This is a genomic window from Pseudoxanthomonas sp. CCNWLW251, assembly GCF_037402255.1.
Taxonomy (GTDB): domain Bacteria; phylum Pseudomonadota; class Gammaproteobacteria; order Xanthomonadales; family Xanthomonadaceae; genus Pseudoxanthomonas_A.
This window is the reverse complement of the sequence record NZ_JBBEGA010000001.1, coordinates 750707-767832: the sequence shown is the minus strand read 5'-3', so window position 1 is coordinate 767832 and position 17126 is coordinate 750707. Positions and strand designations below refer to the sequence as shown.

17 protein-coding genes are annotated in these 17126 nt (G+C 66.6%); 13 read left to right on the top strand and 4 right to left on the bottom strand.

What is annotated here, in order from left to right:
• The first annotated feature begins 33 nt into the window (after window positions 1-33).
• The 6 genes from WBN46_RS03645 to secF all read left to right on the top strand — a co-directional run bounded on the left by WBN46_RS03645 (window position 34) and on the right by secF (window position 6393).
• Window positions 34-465, top strand: coding sequence for an Lrp/AsnC family transcriptional regulator (locus tag WBN46_RS03645; protein WP_337730336.1), 432 nt, complete (start codon window positions 34-36; stop codon window positions 463-465).
• A gap of 56 nt (window positions 466-521) precedes the next feature.
• Window positions 522-1571, top strand: coding sequence for a tRNA preQ1(34) S-adenosylmethionine ribosyltransferase-isomerase QueA (gene queA, locus WBN46_RS03640; RefSeq protein WP_337730335.1), 1050 nt, complete (start codon window positions 522-524; stop codon window positions 1569-1571).
• 175 nt (window positions 1572-1746) lie between these two features.
• Window positions 1747-2886: a tRNA guanosine(34) transglycosylase Tgt gene (gene tgt, locus WBN46_RS03635; RefSeq protein WP_337730334.1), complete on the top strand. Its 1140-nt coding sequence runs from the start codon at window positions 1747-1749 to the stop codon at window positions 2884-2886.
• 180 nt (window positions 2887-3066) lie between these two features.
• On the top strand, window positions 3067-3405 hold the full coding sequence (yajC, locus tag WBN46_RS03630) for a preprotein translocase subunit YajC (protein ID WP_192200526.1): 339 nt from the start codon (window positions 3067-3069) through the stop codon (window positions 3403-3405).
• A gap of 102 nt (window positions 3406-3507) precedes the next feature.
• On the top strand, window positions 3508-5403 hold the full coding sequence (gene secD / locus WBN46_RS03625) for a protein translocase subunit SecD (RefSeq protein WP_337730333.1): 1896 nt from the start codon (window positions 3508-3510) through the stop codon (window positions 5401-5403).
• 15 nt (window positions 5404-5418) lie between these two features.
• Window positions 5419-6393, top strand: coding sequence for a protein translocase subunit SecF (secF, locus tag WBN46_RS03620; RefSeq protein ID WP_337730332.1), 975 nt, complete (start codon window positions 5419-5421; stop codon window positions 6391-6393).
• Between the two features lie 219 nt (window positions 6394-6612).
• Here secF and WBN46_RS03615 read toward each other — a convergent pair whose 3' ends face one another.
• A complete protein-coding gene (locus WBN46_RS03615; RefSeq protein ID WP_337730331.1) occupies window positions 6613-7434 on the bottom strand; it encodes an inositol monophosphatase family protein in 822 nt (273 codons plus the stop codon).
• A 95-nt stretch (window positions 7435-7529) separates the two neighbouring features.
• Here WBN46_RS03615 and WBN46_RS03610 point away from each other — a divergent pair, with 95 nt between their 5' ends.
• The 3 genes from WBN46_RS03610 (at window position 7530) to WBN46_RS03600 (ending at window position 11433) form a co-directional block, all read left to right on the top strand.
• Window positions 7530-8336: an RNA methyltransferase gene (locus tag WBN46_RS03610; RefSeq protein ID WP_337730330.1), complete on the top strand. Its 807-nt coding sequence runs from the start codon at window positions 7530-7532 to the stop codon at window positions 8334-8336.
• 98 nt (window positions 8337-8434) lie between these two features.
• Entirely contained in the window at window positions 8435-9316 is an 882-nt protein-coding gene (locus WBN46_RS03605) for a phosphate/phosphite/phosphonate ABC transporter substrate-binding protein (RefSeq protein ID WP_192201254.1), read from the top strand.
• Window positions 9313-11433 carry a GGDEF domain-containing phosphodiesterase gene (locus WBN46_RS03600; protein WP_192200531.1) on the top strand — a complete coding sequence of 707 codons (2121 nt, stop codon included), beginning with the start codon at window positions 9313-9315 and terminating at the stop codon, window positions 11431-11433. The genes WBN46_RS03605 and WBN46_RS03600 overlap by 4 nt, the downstream gene beginning before the upstream one ends.
• 155 nt (window positions 11434-11588) lie before the next feature.
• On the opposite strand, the gene WBN46_RS03595 is transcribed toward WBN46_RS03600, so the two are convergent.
• Together WBN46_RS03595 and WBN46_RS03590 are read right to left on the bottom strand one after the other, a co-directional pair.
• The gene (locus WBN46_RS03595) at window positions 11589-12212 is read right to left on the bottom strand and encodes an exopolysaccharide biosynthesis protein (RefSeq protein ID WP_337730329.1); all 624 of its coding nucleotides are present in this window, start codon (window positions 12210-12212) and stop codon (window positions 11589-11591) included.
• Between the two features lies 1 nt (window position 12213).
• A complete protein-coding gene (locus WBN46_RS03590) occupies window positions 12214-13521 on the bottom strand; it encodes a hemolysin family protein (RefSeq protein WP_337730328.1) in 1308 nt (435 codons plus the stop codon).
• 280 nt (window positions 13522-13801) lie between these two features.
• On the opposite strand from WBN46_RS03590, the gene WBN46_RS03585 reads away from it, so the two are divergent.
• Both WBN46_RS03585 and WBN46_RS03580 read left to right on the top strand, forming a co-directional pair.
• Window positions 13802-14428, top strand: a complete 627-nt coding sequence (locus WBN46_RS03585; RefSeq protein ID WP_056878267.1) for a DUF47 family protein — start codon at window positions 13802-13804, stop codon at window positions 14426-14428.
• 12 nt (window positions 14429-14440) lie between these two features.
• Window positions 14441-15562 carry an inorganic phosphate transporter gene (locus WBN46_RS03580; RefSeq protein WP_337730327.1) on the top strand — a complete coding sequence of 374 codons (1122 nt, stop codon included), beginning with the start codon at window positions 14441-14443 and terminating at the stop codon, window positions 15560-15562.
• Window positions 15563-15637: 75 nt separating this feature from the next.
• Here WBN46_RS03580 and WBN46_RS03575 read toward each other — a convergent pair whose 3' ends face one another.
• Entirely contained in the window at window positions 15638-16048 is a 411-nt protein-coding gene (locus WBN46_RS03575) for a hypothetical protein (protein WP_192200534.1), read from the bottom strand.
• Window positions 16049-16089: 41 nt separating this feature from the next.
• On the opposite strand from WBN46_RS03575, the gene WBN46_RS03570 reads away from it, so the two are divergent.
• Together WBN46_RS03570 and WBN46_RS03565 are read left to right on the top strand one after the other, a co-directional pair.
• The gene (locus WBN46_RS03570) at window positions 16090-16428 is read left to right on the top strand and encodes an MGMT family protein (protein WP_337730326.1); all 339 of its coding nucleotides are present in this window, start codon (window positions 16090-16092) and stop codon (window positions 16426-16428) included.
• Window positions 16429-16472: 44 nt separating this feature from the next.
• Window positions 16473-17117, top strand: coding sequence for a rhomboid family intramembrane serine protease (locus WBN46_RS03565; protein ID WP_337730325.1), 645 nt, complete (start codon window positions 16473-16475; stop codon window positions 17115-17117).
• The last annotated feature ends 9 nt before the right edge of the window (window positions 17118-17126 follow it).

Genomic DNA, 17126 nt, shown 5'->3' with positions numbered 1-17126 from the left:
ATTTCGTCGATTCGACGAAACTCAAGCTGCCGCATGAAACTCACCGACGCCGACCAGCAACTGCTCTCAATGCTCCGTGAGAACGCACGGGCCTCTACCGCCCAGATCGCGCGCCGGCTGAACCTGTCACGGACCACGGTGCAGAGCCGCATCGAGCGGCTGGAGCGCGAAGGCGTGATCAGCGGCTACACCGTGCGCGTGCACGATGAGTACGACCGCAGCCACCTGCGCGCGCACATCATGATTGCCGTGCACCCCAAGCAGATGACCTCGGTGGTCGCCTCCCTGAGGGCGATGCCGGAACTGCGGGTGCTGCATTCGGTCAGCGGCAGCCACGACCTGATCGCCATCGGCGCGGTGCCGACCGTGGGCGACATGGACCTGCTGACCGACCGCATCGGCGCGCTCGAAGGCGTGGAGCGCACCACCTCGTCGATCGTGCTGTCGACCAAGTTCGAACGCTGACGGCAGGGCGTCCGGGTCCGCTCACGTACAATGCACGCCCCCGCAAGGCCCCAACCGTGAAGAAGTCCGATTTCCACTTCGACCTGCCCGATGCGCTGATCGCGCAGGCGCCGCTGGCCGAGCGTTCCGCGAGCCGGCTGCTCGTGGTGCCGCCGGGTGACGTGCCGTTCGCCGATCGCCATGTGCGCGACCTGCCGGAATGGGTACAGCCCGGCGATCTGCTGGTGTTCAACGACACCCGCGTGATTCCCGCGCGCCTGTTCGGGCAGAAGGAGAGCGGCGGGCGCGTGGAAATCCTGATCGAGCGCCTGCTGCCGGACAACGCCGCGCGTGCGCAGATCGGCGCCAGCAAATCGCCCAAGCCGGGCAGCCGCATCCAGTTGGACGCCGGTGGCGAGGCGGACGTGGTGGGTCGTGACGGCGAGTTCTACCAGTTGCGCTTCCATGTGCCGGATTCGCTGGAAAGCTGGCTGCTGTCGGCCGGGCGGCTGCCGTTGCCGCCCTACATCCAGCGCGATCCCGGCAAGGACGACGACGAGCGCTATCAGACGGTCTTTGCGCGGGAACTGGGCGCGGTGGCGGCACCGACCGCTGGCCTGCATTTCGATGATGCGCTGCTGTCCGCGCTGCGCGAGCGTGGGGTGGAATTCGGCCACGTGACGCTGCATGTGGGAGCGGGCACCTTCCAGCCGGTGCGCGTGGACAACATCCACGAGCATCGCATGCACAGCGAGTGGCTCAATGTCGGCCCGGCACTGGTCGAACAGGTGCGCGCGGCGCGTGCCCGGGGCGGGCGCGTCATCGCCGTGGGCACCACTGTCGTGCGCGCGCTGGAGTCGGCGACACGCCGTACGGAAGCCGGCGACGCCGAACTGCAGCCGTTCGCGGGCGAGACGCAGATCTTCATCTTCCCCGGCTACCGCATCCGCAGCGTGGACGCGATGGTCACCAACTTCCACCTGCCGGAGAGCACGCTGCTGATGCTGGTCAGCGCGTTCGCCGGCAAGGAGCGGGTATTCGCCGCCTACGCCCATGCGGTGCGCGAGCAATACCGGTTCTTTTCGTATGGAGACGCGATGCTGTTGTTCCCGGAGGACGCCAGATGAGTCGTGCTCATGCCGCGTCAGAAATCGTGCCGTCATTCCGGCGAACGCCGGGCTTTCAACCGCCGAATGGCGGGTCAACCATTTTCATTCTGGCTTCCGACCGCAATACCAACAGCAAAGTAGATTCCGGCTTCCGCCGGAATGACGGAGATCGGGCGCGCGGCATGGTGTCCGCATGAGCCGCATGTCCTTCGACCTGCTCACCACCGATGGTGCCGCTCGCCGCGGCCGCGTGACTTTCCCGCGCGGCACGATCGAGACGCCGGCCTTCATGCCGGTCGGCACCTACGGGTCGGTGAAGGGCATCCTGCCCGAACACGTGGAGGACCTGGGCGCCGAGATCATCCTCGGCAACACCTTCCATCTGTACCTGCGGCCGGGACTGGACGTGATCGGCGCGCATGGCGGCCTGCACGGGTTCGCCCGCTGGAACAAGCCGATCCTCACCGACTCCGGCGGTTTCCAGGTGTTCTCGCTGGCGCACCGGCGCAAGATCACCGAGCAGGGCGTGACGTTCGCCTCGCCGGTGGATGGCAGCAAGGTGTTCCTCGGCCCCGAGGAGAGCATGAACATCCAGCGTGTGCTGGGTTCGGACATCGTGATGATCTTCGACGAGTGCCCGCCGGTGAACGTGGATGGCAAGCCGGTGGACCCGCGCGTCATCGAGCGATCGATGGAGCTGTCGCTGCGCTGGGCGGAGCGCTCTAAGCGCGCGCACGAAGGCAACGACGCGGCGCTGTTCGGCATCGTGCAGGGCGGCGTGCACCACGACCTGCGTTCGCGCTCGGCGGACGGCCTGAAGGCGATCGGCTTCGACGGCTACGCGATCGGCGGCCTCGCGGTCGGCGAGACCGAGCAGGAACGCAACACGACGCTCGAACACACCTGCCCGCAGTTGCCGGAGGACCAGCCGCGCTATCTGATGGGCGTCGGCCGGCCCGAAGACCTCGTGGAGGCGGTGGCGCGCGGCGTGGACATGTTCGACTGCGTCATGCCGACCCGCAACGCACGCAATGGCCACTACTTCACCTCGTTCGGCACGGTCCGCATCCGCAACGCCAAGTACGAGCACGATCTGCAGCCGATCGAACCGGGGTGCGGCTGCTATGCCTGCCGCAACGGGTTCACCCGCAGCTACCTGCGCCACCTAGATCGCTGCAACGAAATGCTGGCCCCCATGCTGGGCACGCTGCACAACCTCTGGTACTACCAGCAGGTGATGGCGCGGATGCGTGCGGCCATTGCGGAAGGCCGGTTTTCGGATTTCCGGGCCGCCTTCTACGCGGCCCGGGGCGCGGAACCCATGCCCCTGTAGGAGGCGAGGGCACCGCTGGCGGCTCCATGGCGCCCCGGCGCGGGGCGGTTTTCGCCCTCGGCCGGGAACCATCCGGCGCTGTCGCGGTCTTTTCCGGTCCGGGCCAGCGGGTAGCCCGGGCGGCCCCCTGCCGCGCATGGCATAATCCCCGGCTGCATTTAATACTGAATGGACAAGTCCATGAATCTGCTTGATTTCTTCATTGCCCCCGCGTTCGCGCAGGCCGCGCCGGCCCCGCAGGGCATGGGCGGCTTCGGCCTGCTGATGCCGATCGCCCTGATCGCCGTCATGTACTTCCTGATGATCCGCCCGCAGATGAAGCGCGCGAAGGAACACCGCTCGATGCTGGACAAGCTGTCCAAGGGCGACGAGGTCATCACGTCCGGCGGCATCGCCGGCACCGTCACCGACATCGGCGACAACTTCGTCACCCTGGAAGTGGCCGACAACGTGCGCGTGCGCGTGCAGAAGGCCGCCGTGGGCAACGTGCTGCCGAAGGGCACGCTGAAGTCCGCCTGATCTGCCTCCTCCGCCCTGCCGTGCATGCGGCAGGACGGATTCCCGCTGTTTCCGAACCATTGCTGAGCGCGTGCCCGGGAAGGGCCTGCGCGGGTCGCCACGATGCTTGAATTCCCTCGCTGGAAATACGTCCTGATCCTGATCGTCGTGTTGGCGAGCGCACTGTATGCGCTGCCCAACCTGTATCCGCAGGATCCCTCTGTGCAGATCACCGCCAATCGCGGTTTCGCCATTGACGCTGCGCTGCGCAGCCGCGTGGATGCCGCGTTGAAGGATGCGGGCGTGCAGGCCAAGGAGGTCGATACCGAGGCCGCCAGCATGCTCGTGCGCCTGCCCACCCTGGAGGCACAGACCACGGCCAACGACGCGTTGCGCGAGGCGCTGGGCCAGGATTACTTGGTCGCGCTGAGCCTGGCTTCCACCGTGCCGGACTGGATGGGCAACTTCGGTGCCCGCCCGATGGTGCAGGGCCTGGACCTGCAGGGCGGCGTGCACTTCGTGCTGGAGGTCGACCAGAAGGCCGCGCTGGACAAGCGCGTCGAGGGTTACTTGGAAGACACGCGCGTGACCCTGCGCGACAAGCGAATCCGCTACACCTCGGTCGAGCGCCGCCCCAACAACAGCATCGTGGTGACGCTGGCAGATGGCGAGGACGTGGCGGCCGCGCAGCAGGCGCTGGCGCAGACCCTCAGTTCGCGCGGCAACAACGCCGGTACGCTGGCGACCAGTTCGGGCCTGAGCTACCAGGCCGCGGGTCAGCAGATCACCATCGGCCTGCCGCAGGCGGAACTGGAACAGATCGCCAGCGAGGCGATCGAGCAGAACCTCACCACGCTGCGCAACCGCGTCGCCGAGGTGTTGGGTAAGGCTGCCGAGCCCGTTATCCAGCGCCAGGGCAACGACCGCGTGGTCGTGCAGCTGCCCGGCGTGCAGGATACGGCCGAGGCCAAGCGGCTGATCGGCGCGACCGCGACGCTGGAATTCCGCGCCGTGGTGGAAGGCAATGCCGCCGACGCCGTCGCCAGCGGCCGCATCCCGCCGGAGGCCAAGGTCTACCAGCTGCGCGACAACGCCGGTCCGGTGCTGTTGAACAAGCGCGTGCTGGCGTCCGGCGACGAAATGATCAACGCCCGCGTGGGCGTGGACAACAACGGCCTGCCGGCCGTGGACGTCACCCTCAACAACATCGCCGGCCAGCGCATGTTCGACTACACCAGCGCCAACGTGGGCAAGCTGATGTCGGTGGTGTACATCGAACGCGTGCCGACCGTGACCATGGTCGACGGCAAGGAAGTGCGCAGCGTGCGCGTGCGCGAGGAAGCGCTGGCGCCGACCCGCATTGCCGGCGTGTTCGGCAAGAACTTCCAGACCACCGGCCTGGAGAAGACCGAGGCCGACAACCTGGCCAAGCTGCTGCGCGCCGGCTCGCTGGCCGCGCCGATGGATTTCATCGAAGAGCGCGTGGTCGGCCCCAGCTTGGGCAAGGAGAACGTGGAGCGCGGCACCAAAGCGGTGGTGTATTCGTTCCTGTTCGCGCTGGCGTTCTTCCTGGTGTACTACCGCATGTTCGGCCTGATCACCTGCATCGCGCTGCTGCTCAACCTGGTGATGGTGGTGGCGGTGATGTCGTTGCCGTTCATTAATGCGACGATGACGCTGCCTGGCTTCGCCGGCCTGGCGTTGACCATTGGCATGTCGGTGGACGCCAACGTGCTTATCAATGAGCGCATACGTGAGGAGTTGCGGGCGGGGGTACCACCCCAGGCCGCCATCGCGACCGGCTACGACAAGGCGTCGGGCACCATCTTCGACTCCAACATGACCGCGCTGTTGGCGGGTGTGTTCCTGTATGCCTTTGGCACCGGTCCGCTGCAGGGCTTCGCGGTGACGATGGTCATCGGCATCCTGACGTCGGTGTTCACCGCGGTCACCGTGTCGCGCGGCATCGCCACCCTGATCTACGGCGGCCGCCGCAAGATCAAGTCCATCGCTATTTGACGGGAGATAAACTACATGAGCCTTTTTCCGTTGCGGTTGATCCCGAATACCACCAACTTCAATTTCATGCGCGTGCGCTGGGTGTCGATAGCCATCGCCGCGCTGCTTACGGTCGCTGCAATCGGCGCCATGGCGTTCAAGGGCTTCAACTTCGCGCTGGACTTCACGGGCGGCACCGTGGTCGAGCTGCGCTTCCAGACGCCGCCCGATGTCGAAGGTGTGCGCTCGCGGCTGGATGCGGGCGGCTACGGCAGCGCGCAGGTGCAGACCTTTGGCAGCGGCAGCGACCTGTTGGTGCGTCTGCAACCACGCGAGGTCGCCAGTTCATCGGGAACTGGGGAGGCCGGTAACTCGACCGCAGATGACGTATTGCGCCTTGCTTCCACCGAAAGCAATGCCGCGAAGGTGATGCGTAGTGAATTCGTCGGTCCACAGGTCGGCAAAGAGCTGGCCGAGAAAGCGGCGCTCACGCTGGCGTGCGTACTGGTTGGCTTCTTGATCTACATCGGCGTGCGCTTCGAGTGGAAGTTCGCGATCTCCGCCATCGTCACCACGCTGTCCGACGTCGTGATCGTCGCCGGGTTCTTCGCCGTCAGCGGCGTCGAGTTCGACCTGACCATCCTGGCCGGTCTGCTGTCGGTGATGGGCTTCTCGATCAACGACAAGATCGTGGTGTTCGACCGTGTGCGCGAGAATTTCCGCAACCTGCGCGCCGAGCCGATGGAGATCCTCAACCGATCGATCAACCAGACGCTGTCGCGCACGATTATCACCTCGTTCGTCGCGTTCCTGACCGTGTTCGCGCTGTACCTGTATGGCGGCGGTTCGCTGGAAGGCATGGCGCTGTCGCAGATGATCGGCATCGTGCTGGGTACCATCTCGTCGATCTTCGTGGCCTGTCCGCTGCTGACCATCGGCTTCCTGACGGTCACCAAGCAGGACCTGATGCCCAAGGCCAAGGACGAGGCGCTGCTGGCGCGTCGTCCGTAAGCAGCGCGGTTTCCCAAAGAAAAAGGCCGCGCATTGCGCGGCCTTTTTCGTGGCGTTGTCTTGTGTAGGAGCGACGTCAGTCGCGACCGCACGGCTGGACCATCGGATGGATCGGTGAGACGCGATCGGCTGGGATCGGCGCGTGTAGCGGGTGTCCCTGGCGCCCTGGATGCGCGGTCGCGACTTACGTCGCTCCTACAACGGCCCACACACTGAGCGTCACGCGTTGAATGCCGCCGCGTAACCCGACGACACGATGGTCTTCTGCAGCGCTTCGGCGACCTTGAGGTTGCCGGCCACGATCTGGCGGGGGAGGGCGGTGCGGCCGTCGATCTTGCCCAGGGCGGCGCCACGGAAGTCGCAGACCTTGCCGCCGGCTTCGCGGACCAGCAGCACGCCGGCGGCGATGTCCCAGTCCTTCACGCCGGCTTCGAAGTAGGCATCGGCACGACCACAGGCAACGTAGGCCAGGTCGAGCGCGGCCGAGCCGGTGCGACGGATGTCCTCGGCGTGCACCAGCAATTCGCGGACACACTCCAGCTGGGCGCCGGCACGGGCACGTTCGCGCGGCGGGAAGCCGGTGGTGATGACGGTGCCGGCCAGTTCCTTGCGGTCGGCCACGCGGATGCGGCGCTCGTTGAGCTGCGCGCCGGCGCCGCGGCTGGCGGTGAACAGGTCGTTGCGCAGCGGGTCGAAGATCACCGCGTCGGTCGGTTCGCCGTTGTCCACCAGGGCGATGGACACGCAGTAGTGCGGGAAGCCGCGCAGGTAGTTGCTGGTGCCGTCCAGCGGGTCGATCACGAAGGTGTAGCGGCCGTTGATCTGGGCGCCGCTTTCCTCGCCCACGAACCCGTAGTCCGGATAGGCGCGGCGCAGTTCCTTGATGATGACCTTCTCGGCGTCCGCGTCGACTTCGCTCGCGTAGTCCATCCGCTCCTTCTGCACCACGTTCAGCGCATCCAGCTTGTTGATGCTGCGCAACAGCACGTTGCCTGCCAGGCGGGCTGCCTTGGTCATGACGGTGACGACGGGCTTCTGCATGCGAACGAACCTCGGACAGGCGTGGGGTGGGGCGAACAAGTGGAAAAGAGCAGCACGGCGCGGAGACCGGCCCGCGCAGTTTACCATTTGCCCCCATGAACACGCCCGTTTCCTTCACCGATCCCGTTTCCCTGGCCGCCTCCGCCCGCCTGCGCGTCGTGCTGGTGGGCACCCAGCACCCCGGCAACATCGGCGCGGCCGCCCGCGCGCTGAAGACCATGGGCCTGATGCGGCTGGTGCTGGTGGCGCCCGAGAACTACCCCGCGGAAGAGGCGTACCGGCGCGCGGCCGGGGCGGACGACCTGCTGGCCGATGCCACCGTGGTCGCCACGCTGGCCGACGCCGTGGCCGACTGCCAGCTGGTGCTCGGCTGCACCGCCCGCAGCCGTCGCGTGCAACTGGAAGAACATGCGCCACGGCAGGCGGCTGCCCTCGCGGTCGGGCGTGCCGCGACGGGTGGCGAGGTGGCCCTGGTGTTCGGCCGGGAGCGCACCGGGCTGAGCAACGAGGAACTGCAGCTCTGCCACGCGGCGGTGCACATCCCGGCCAATCCCGAGTACAGCTCGCTCAACCTGGCGGCGGCCGTGCAGGTCCTGGCCTACGAGCTGAGGCTCGCGCTGCTGGAGCGCACGCAGGTGGCGGATGCCGTGGTCGTGCCGCCCGATGAAGCGCCCGCCAGCCACGTGCACATGGAGGGCTTCTTCCTCCAGTTGGGCGAGACGCTGGATGCGATCGATTTCCACAAGGGGCGCACGCCGGATTCGGCCATGCGCAAGCTGCGGCGGCTGTTCAACAAGGCCGATCTGAACGAGCAGGAGGTACGCCTGCTGCGGGGCATCCTGGCCGATGCGCAGCGCATGGCCCGGCTGGCGGGCAGTGGTGGCGCCGGATCACTGTCTTAAGGTCACGTTTTCCGCTAGGCTGCCGCCATCGTTTCGGCGGGCGCCTATCGTTGCGTACAACCTGGTTCAGCCTGGCGCTGGCCGCGATCGGCGCAGCACTGCTACCCGCAAGCGTCGCGCCGGCCAGCGCCGCCGGTGACGAACGCGTCCTGGTTCTGGGACGCATCAGCGACGACCCGAAGGCCCACTACGAGCAGCTCAAGCCGCTGCTCGACTACGTGGTGCCGCGGATGCGTGACGTGGGCATCACCGAAGGTCGCATCCTGATGGCGCGGGATACCCAGCAGATGACCAGCTACCTGCGTCGTGGCCGGGTGGACTGGGTCACCGAGACGGCCGGCACCGGCATGCGGCTGCAGGAACGTGCAGGTGCGCGCCCGATGCTGCTGACCGAACGCGGGGGCGTGAGCCGCTACCACGGCGTGTTCTTCGTCCGCCGCGACAGCGGGCTGGAGCGGCTGGCCGATCTCAAGGGCCGTACGGTGGCCTTCCAGAACACCGCGTCGACCAGCGCCTATTTCGCACCCTCCGTGGCCCTGCTGGATGCAGGCCAGCGGATGGAGATCCTGCTCTCGCCGATGGACCGCCCCTCTGCGGATTCGGTGGGCTATGTCTTCGCGCGCTCAGAGCTCAATATCGCGGCCTGGGTGCACAAGCGCCTGGTCGATGCGGGCGTGGTCAGCAACCTCGACTGGGACGATGTGCGGCGCATGCCGCCGGGCTTCCGGCGCGACTTCCGCGTGATCCACGAAACCCAGGATTTCCCGCGCGCACTCGAGATGGTGCGCGGCGACCTCGACCCTGCGGTGGAAGCACGCCTGCGCGAGGTGCTGCTGGAGGCGGCGAACGATCCCGCTGCCCGCGACGCGCTCAACGTCTTTTTCCGCACCACCCGGTTCCTGCCGGTGGATCCGGCATCGCAGCAGGCGCTGGACAACCTGCGCCGTGGCGTCGCCCGCGTCAGGGAGCAGGTGGAGTGAGGGCGCTGCGCTTCGGCCTGCAGGCGCGCTTCCTGGCCGCGATGGCGATCATGCTGGTCGTGGTCATCGCCCTGCTCGCGACGCTGCTGCACCGCCAGAAGGTGATGCAGCAGGAAGTCGCCGACCTCGGGCGCGACGCCATGCACGGCATGGTCGAGGACAGCCTGCGCCGGCATGGCGAGGCCACGGTGGACCAGCTTGGGGATGCACTGGCCAATCCGCTGTACTACTTCGACCTGGACGCGATCGGCAGCATCGTGCGTTCGGCGCAGAAAGAACCGGACGTGAGCTACGTGCTGGTGTACGACAACCAGGGCAGGATCATCCACGACGGAACGGCGGACATCGCCGTCTACGGACAGACGATGACCGACCCGCTGGCCTATGAGGCCGTCAACGCCCGCAGCATGCACACGCAGTGGTCGGCGCAGATCGTGGACGTGTCCGAACCCATCATGATCGGCAGCGAACGCATCGGCGGGGTACGCGTCGGTTACTCGGTCGCCTCCGTGCGGGCGTACGAGGAGAAGGCCATCGCGGCCGCGCGGGCGCGCCTCAACGAACTCGGCGCACGCCACCTCGGCTGGATCGCCTTGCTGCTGGCCGCGCTGGTCGCCGCCTGCGTGGCGATCATGCTGTACGTGCAGCGCACGCTGATCCGGCCGGTCCGGCAACTGGCGCGTGCGGCGCACGACATCGAAGTGGGTAACTACAACGGCGAGCGCATGGCCAGCGAACGCCAGGACGAAGTCGGCGAACTGGTGCGTGCATTCGGCACCATGAGCGACAGCATCGCGCGGCATGACCGCGACGTGCGCCGCATGGCGTACACCGACTCGCTGACCGGGCTGACCAACCGGCTGGCGTTCCGCGAAAGCCTGGACCACCGCCTGATGATGCTGCGCGGCGCGGGCCGCCAGCTGGCGTTGCTGTTCGCCGACATCGACGACTTCAAGCGCGTCAACGACACGCTGGGCCATGAGGCCGGCGACGAAGTGCTGCAGCAGTTCGCGCACCGCATACGCGATGCGGTGGACCTGATGGGCGGGGATGACGCGTTGCTGGCGCGCTTCGGCGGCGACGAGTTCGTCATCCTGATCCAGGACGGCGATGTGCGCAGCAGCGCCACGCGTCTGGCGGAGAAACTGGTGGCCGAACTGGGCCGTCCCATCGTGGTGCAGGACCGCCAGGTTTTCCTGGGCACGTCCATCGGCATCACCCTGTTCCCGGAAGATGCATCCGGTGCGACCGCCCTGATGAAGAACGGCGACATCGCGATGTACCAGGCCAAGGTGGCAGGCAAGAACTGCTACCGCTTCTACAGCCGCGCGATGGACCAGGCCGTGGAGCGTCGCGTGCGGATGGAGCAGGAACTGCGCGGCGCGTGGGAGCGTGGCGAACTCAGCCTGATGTACCAGCCGGTGTTCCGCATGGCCGACAGCCGCATCGTCGGCGCGGAGGCGCTGCTGCGCTGGCAGCACCCGGAGCTGGGCATGGTGGCGCCATCGGTCTTCATCGACGTGGCCGAGCAGAGTGGGCTGATCGAGAGCATCGGTCCGCGCGTCCTGCGGGCCGCCTGCGCGGCGGCCGCGCGCTGGGGTACCGATCGCGACGCGCTGGATCCGCTGTTCGTCTCGGTCAACGTGTCGCCGCGCCAATTGCGCAGCGGCGACCTGCCGGACGTCGTGGCCGAGTGCCTGCGCGATACCGGGCTGGCGGCATCGCGGTTGCACCTCGAGCTCACCGAGACCGCCGTCATCAGCGACGAGGCACACGCCAGCGCGCTGCTGGCCACGCTGCATCGCACCGGCGTGAAGGTCTGGCTGGACGATTTCGGTACCGGTTTTTCCGGCCTGAGCCATCTGCGCCGCGTGCCGGTGGACGGCGTGAAGATCGACCGCAGCTTCATCGCCGACATGCTGCGCGACCCCGACGACCTTGCGCTGACCACGGCCATCATCGCGATGGCGCATTCGCTCGGCATCACCGTGGTGGCGGAGGGCGTGGAGAAGGAAGGCCAGTTCAACCTGCTGCGCGAGCGCGGCTGCGACCTGGCGCAGGGCTACTGGCTGGGGTACCCCGTCACCGCAGCCGAATTCGCGCAACTCGTGGCTTGAAGGAGGGCGCTGTTGCAGGAGCGACATGAGTCGCGACCGTGCGCCATGACATGACGCGATGATGCGTCGCCCGACCTTCCCGGCGCGCTCTTTTTTCTAAGACAGTTTGATTGCTCCGGTCGCGACTTACGTCGCTCCTACAAAAACAGGAAGCGTCAGAACCAGCGCGCGAACAGCTGTGTCAGCGATTCGACCAGGTTGCCGGACAGGAAGCCGAAGACCACGACGGCGATGCCGCCCGCCACCCACGCCACCAGCAGCAGCGCACCATCGCGTTCCAGCAGTGCCAGGGCGAACAGCAGCAGCAGGATGCCGAACACGTAGTTGGTGAACGGGATCGGCAGCGCGAGCAGCAGGCCCAGCAGGATCAGCAGCAAGCCGGTGAAGCTGAGCGCGATGCGGTTGTCCAGGAACGCGGCCATGCGCGGGCGTACCAGCTTCTCCAGACGGCGCAGCCAGGGTGCCATGCGCTGGCGGAAACGCATCATCGCGCTGCGATGCGGGCCGCGGCGGGCCAGGAACTGCGGCAACCACAGCTTGCGCATGCCCAGCAGCAGTTGCGCACCCACCAGGATCACCATCGGGCCACCGATGGCGCCGCCCACGCCCGGGACCGGGATGAAGGCGGGCAGCACGCCGAGGAACAGCAGCATGCCGAAGGCGGCCGGGCCGAAGTCCTTCAACAGGTCGCCCAGGCGCAGCACATCGTCGGGGTCGCCGGTGGCGAAGCCGTCGAGCAGCGTCACCGTGCTCGTGTGGGGTGTCGCATCGGGGCTCATGTCAGACGGCCAGGTCTTCGCCGTCGGTTTCCGGCAGCTTCTGCAGCAGCAGCTTGTCGATGCGGGCGCCGTCCAGGTCCACGACCTCGAAACGCCAGCCCGCCCAGTCCAGCCGTTCGCCGACATGCGGGATGCGGCCGAAGCGTTCGATCATCATGCCGGCCAGGGTGTTGTATTCGTCGTCGTCCGGCAGCGCCACGCCGCCGAGCAGCTCACGCAGGTCATCGTTCGGCAGCGAGCCATCCACCAGCAGCGAACCATCGTCGCGCACCACCACCAAGGGCGCATCCTCGGTGTTCTCGCTGGCCTGCAGGCGGCCGACCACGGCACCCATCAGGTCGCTGAGGGTCACTAGGCCCTGGATCTCGCCGTACTCGTCGACCACCAGTGCCAGCGACTGCTGTTCCTCGCGCAGGATTTCCAGCAGCTTCATCGCGTGGGTGGATTCGGAAACGAACAGCGGGTCGCGCAGGTCGCGGAAAATCTCCGGTGACGGATCGGCGAAGCGGTCCAGCAGTGTCTTCACCTCCAGCACGCCGACCACGTCCTGGTCGCTGCCCCGGTAGACGGGGAAGCGCGAGAACTGCGATTCCCGCATCGTTTCCAGGTTCTCGCTGTAGCTGGCGGCCACATCCAGCCAGACGATCCGCTTGCGCGGCGTCATCAGGCTGTCGGCAGTACGGTCGCCCAAGCGCAGCACACGATTCATCATGTTGCGTTCGTCGACATCGATGACGCCCTGCTCGTGGCTTTCCGTCACCAGCATGCGGATCTCTTCTTCGGTCACCGCATTGCGGTTGTCGTCACGGATGCCGAGCATGCGCAGCACGCCGCGGTTGATCGCGCCCAGCACGAACACCACCGGCCGCGCGATGCGCGACAGCCAGTCCAGCGGAATGGCCACGGCCGACGCGATGACTTCGGCATTGGTCAGCGCCAGGCGCTTGGGGATCAGTTCGCCGAAGATCACCGAGCTTGCAGTGATCAGCGTGACGGCGGATGCGGTGCCGATGGCCGTGGTGTAGCGCAGGGCGTCGGGCCAGATGCCGGCCAGCCAATCGGCGATCATCTGGCCGATGGCGTCGCCACCGAACATGCCGGTGAGGATGCCCAGGCCGGTGATGCCGACCTGCACGGTCGACAGCAGGTTGTCAGGGTGCTCGGCCAGGTGCAGGGCGACACGGGCGCCGCGGCTCTCCTGTGCCATCTGTTTCAACTTGAGCTTGCGCGACGTCATCAGGGCCATCTCCGACAGGGCGAAGAAGGCGTTGATGACGATCAGGAAAGCGACGATGAGCAGCTCAAGCACGGCAGCCTCCGTTCAAGGCGGGGAGGGCCGGCAGGGCGGGCGGGGTCTGTCGCGGGGGACAGTGGGGGGAAGTAGGGTCGTCGTCCATAGGGTGCACCCGGTGGGCGCGCGGCGAGTTTAGCAAACGCCCGGCGGACGGATGCGTGAAGCTGAACGCGATATTTGGCCAGGACCTGCCTGCGCTGCCCCCGTTCCCGTGCCCCCGACTGTCCGGAAACGTCATGAAACGGTCATAATTCCGCCCCTGAAGCCGTCCATCCCGTGACGGTGGGACCGCCCGATGTTCTCCCTCCAGACGATCTTCGGCTCCGGCCAGCAGTTCTACACGCTGTTGGACGAGGCCGCCCAAGCCGCCCACGACAGCACCAAGGCCCTGCACACCATGATGAAGGCCACCGACCGCCAGCCGGCGCTCGATGCCTTCAAGCTGGCGCGCCTGCGCGAGCGCGCGGCCTCGGACAAGATCGGCAAGGCGCTGGTGGACAGCTTCATCACGCCGATCGAGCGCGAGGACATCGAGGCACTGGGCTCGGCGTTGTACAAGATCCCGAAGCAGGTCGAGAAGTTCGCCGACCGCTACTCGCTGGCCATCCAGCACCTGGACGGCATCGACTTCGCGCCACGCGCGGCGATGCTGGAGCAGGCGGCCAGCGTGGTCGTGGAGATGGTCCACGAGATCAAGAAGATGAACATCGACCGCATGACCTCGCTCAACGAGAAGCTGCGCGCGATCGAGAACGAAGCCGACCGGCTGATGCTGGAACTGTACCGCGACATCTATTCCGGCCGCCTGGACCACCTGCAGATGTTCCTGCTGAAGGAATTCTTCGAGATCCTGGAGAAGGCCATCGACCGCTGCCGCGAGGCCGGCGTGGTGGCGTACCAGATCGTGCTGAAGAACAGCTAAGGGCGCACCATCATGCTGACCCTCGTGCTGGTGGTGATCCTGGCCGCGCTCGTCTTCGAGTTCATCAACGGTTTCCACGATACCGCCAACTCCATCGCCACCGTCGTGGCCACCAAGGTGCTGTCGCCGGGCCAGGCGGTGATGCTGGCGGCCGGCATGAACCTGATCGGCGCGTTGATGGGCACCGCCGTGGCCAAGACGATCGCCTCTGGCCTGGTGAACACCGACGTGGTGCAGGTGACGTCGCAGGTGATCCTGTGTGCGCTGCTGGGCGGCATCGTGTGGAACCTGATCACGTGGTGGAAGGGGCTGCCGTCATCCTCGTCGCACGCGCTGATCGGTGGCCTGTGCGGCGCCGCGCTGGCGGCCGCCCACAACGACTGGGCGGCACTTATCTGGTCCGAGACGGTGGGCGACTGGACCAAGAACAAGGGCATCCTGTGGAAGGTGGTGCTGCCGATGGTCACCTCGCCGGTGGCAGGCTTCCTGCTCGGCATCCTGGTGATGGTGGCGCTGTGGGGCCTGATCGCGTTGCTGTCGCGTGCCGGTGGCTGGCTGGGGCGACTGGCGCGCCCGCACTTCGTCAACAGGTTCTTCGGCAAGGCGCAGATCCTGTCGGCGGCCTACATGGGTTATGCGCATGGCCACAACGATGCGCAGAAGACCATGGGCATCATCGCGCTCACGCTGTTCGGCGCAGAAGCCAGTGGTGCGCTGGACGACCTGCCGGGCTGGCTGGCGTTCCTGCACCCGGGTGCGGCCGGCGAGCAGGACATCGCGATGTGGATCGTGATCACCTGCGCCATTGTCATGGCGCTGGGCACGGCGTCCGGTGGCTGGAAGATCATCAAGACGCTGGGCCACAAGATGGTGAAGCTGCATCCCATCAACGGCTTCGCAGCGGAAACCAGCTCGGCCACCATCCTGACCGTGGCCGCGCACTTCGGCATGCCCGTGTCCACCACGCACAGCATCTCGACCGCCATCATGGGCGTGGGCTTCGCCAAGAATCCGCGTGCGCTGAAATTCAGCGTGATCGAACGCATCCTGTGGGCGTGGGTGCTGACCATCCCGGCGGCCGGTGGTATCGCCTACGGCCTGCTGCGCCTGCTGGAAGCGATCGGCTGGGCGTGATGCTCCCGCGCATGCACGGGAACGAAAAACGCCGGGCACTGCCCGGCGTTTTTCTTTATCCGACGAGGTGAGCCCTCAGAGCAGGTCGCCCTCTGCCGACAGGGCACGCTCCATGCTGTCGCCCAGGCCGCCGATCTCCAGCACCAGCCGGTCCACTTCCGCCGGGTTGAGGCTTTCGTAGGGACGGTTCTCGCACAGCTGCAGGTAGGGCACGCCGTCGAGCTCGCCGATGGCCAGGTAGCCCACGCTGCTCTGCCAGTTGAATTTGAGCGCGCGCTTGGCGTCGATGCCGGTCATCGGTGCGATCACCGTGCTCACGCGCAGGTAGCCGCGCTCGTCGTCGTTGCCCAGTTCCGAAAGGAAGATGGACTGGTGGCGCTTGCCGTTGTCCAGCGACAGTTCCACGCAGGCCACGTAGGCGTCGTGCATCGCCACCTTGTAGCCGGAGGAATGCAGGTAGCCGCGCACCTGTTCGAAGTTCTGCATGGTGTACTCCCGTGTTGCCGATGCCGCTATGCTAATCCGCCATGAGCGCCAAGTCTCCCGAAGATCGCATTCTGGCCGTCATCCGCGCCATTCCGCGCGGACAGGTGGCAGGCTATGGGGAAGTGGCGCACCGCGCGGGGTTGCCTGGCCGTGCACGGCTCGCCGCGCGCATCCTCAGCCAGAACGACGATGCCACGCTGCCGTGGCACCGCGTGCTGCGGTCGGATGGGCGCATCGCGTTCCCTGATGGCTCGAAGGCGTTCCGCGAACAGAGCCAGCGCCTGCGCGCGGAAGGCGTGAAGGTGGAGAACGGGCGCGTGAAACGCCCGCGCAGGGAAGACGACCTCGATGCCGCCCTGTGGGGGCCTGGCGCACGGTGACGCGCCGCCGATTATGATGTGACGCGACAGTCCCGAGGCCCGCCATGTTTCCCCGTTTGCTTCCCGTCACCCGAAACCTGCTGATTGCCAATGTCGGCGTCTACCTCCTGCAGCTCATGTTGGGCAATGCGTTCCAGGCATGGTTCGCGTTGTGGCCGGTGGGCCATGGCTTCATGCCATGGCAGTTGCTGACGTACGGATTCCTTCACGACACCAGCGGCCTGACGCACCTGCTGTTCAACATGCTGGCGCTGTACATGTTCGGTTCGTCGCTGGAACAGACATGGGGCCCCAAGCGGTTCCTGACCTACTTCCTGGTGTGCATCGTGGGCGCAGGCCTGCTGCAGCTGATCGTGGGGCGGTGGATGGTGTCCGCCGGCGCGCTGCCGTACGCCACGGTCGGTGCATCCGGTGGCGTGTTCGGCCTGCTGCTGGGTTACGGCATGTTGTTCCCCAATCAGCGGATGATCGTGTTTCCGTTGCCGATGGAGATCAAGGCACGCACGCTGGTGATCTTCTACGCGGTCCTCGCCCTGGTGCTCGGCTTCACCGGCTTGCAGCCCGGCGTGGCGCATTTCGCGCATCTCGGCGGCATGCTGTTCGGGTGGTTGATGATCCGCTACTGGCGCGGCCAGCCACCGTTCGGTGGACGCCGCCGGGGTCCGCCGCGGATGCGCGTCGTGAAGTAGCCAAAGGGA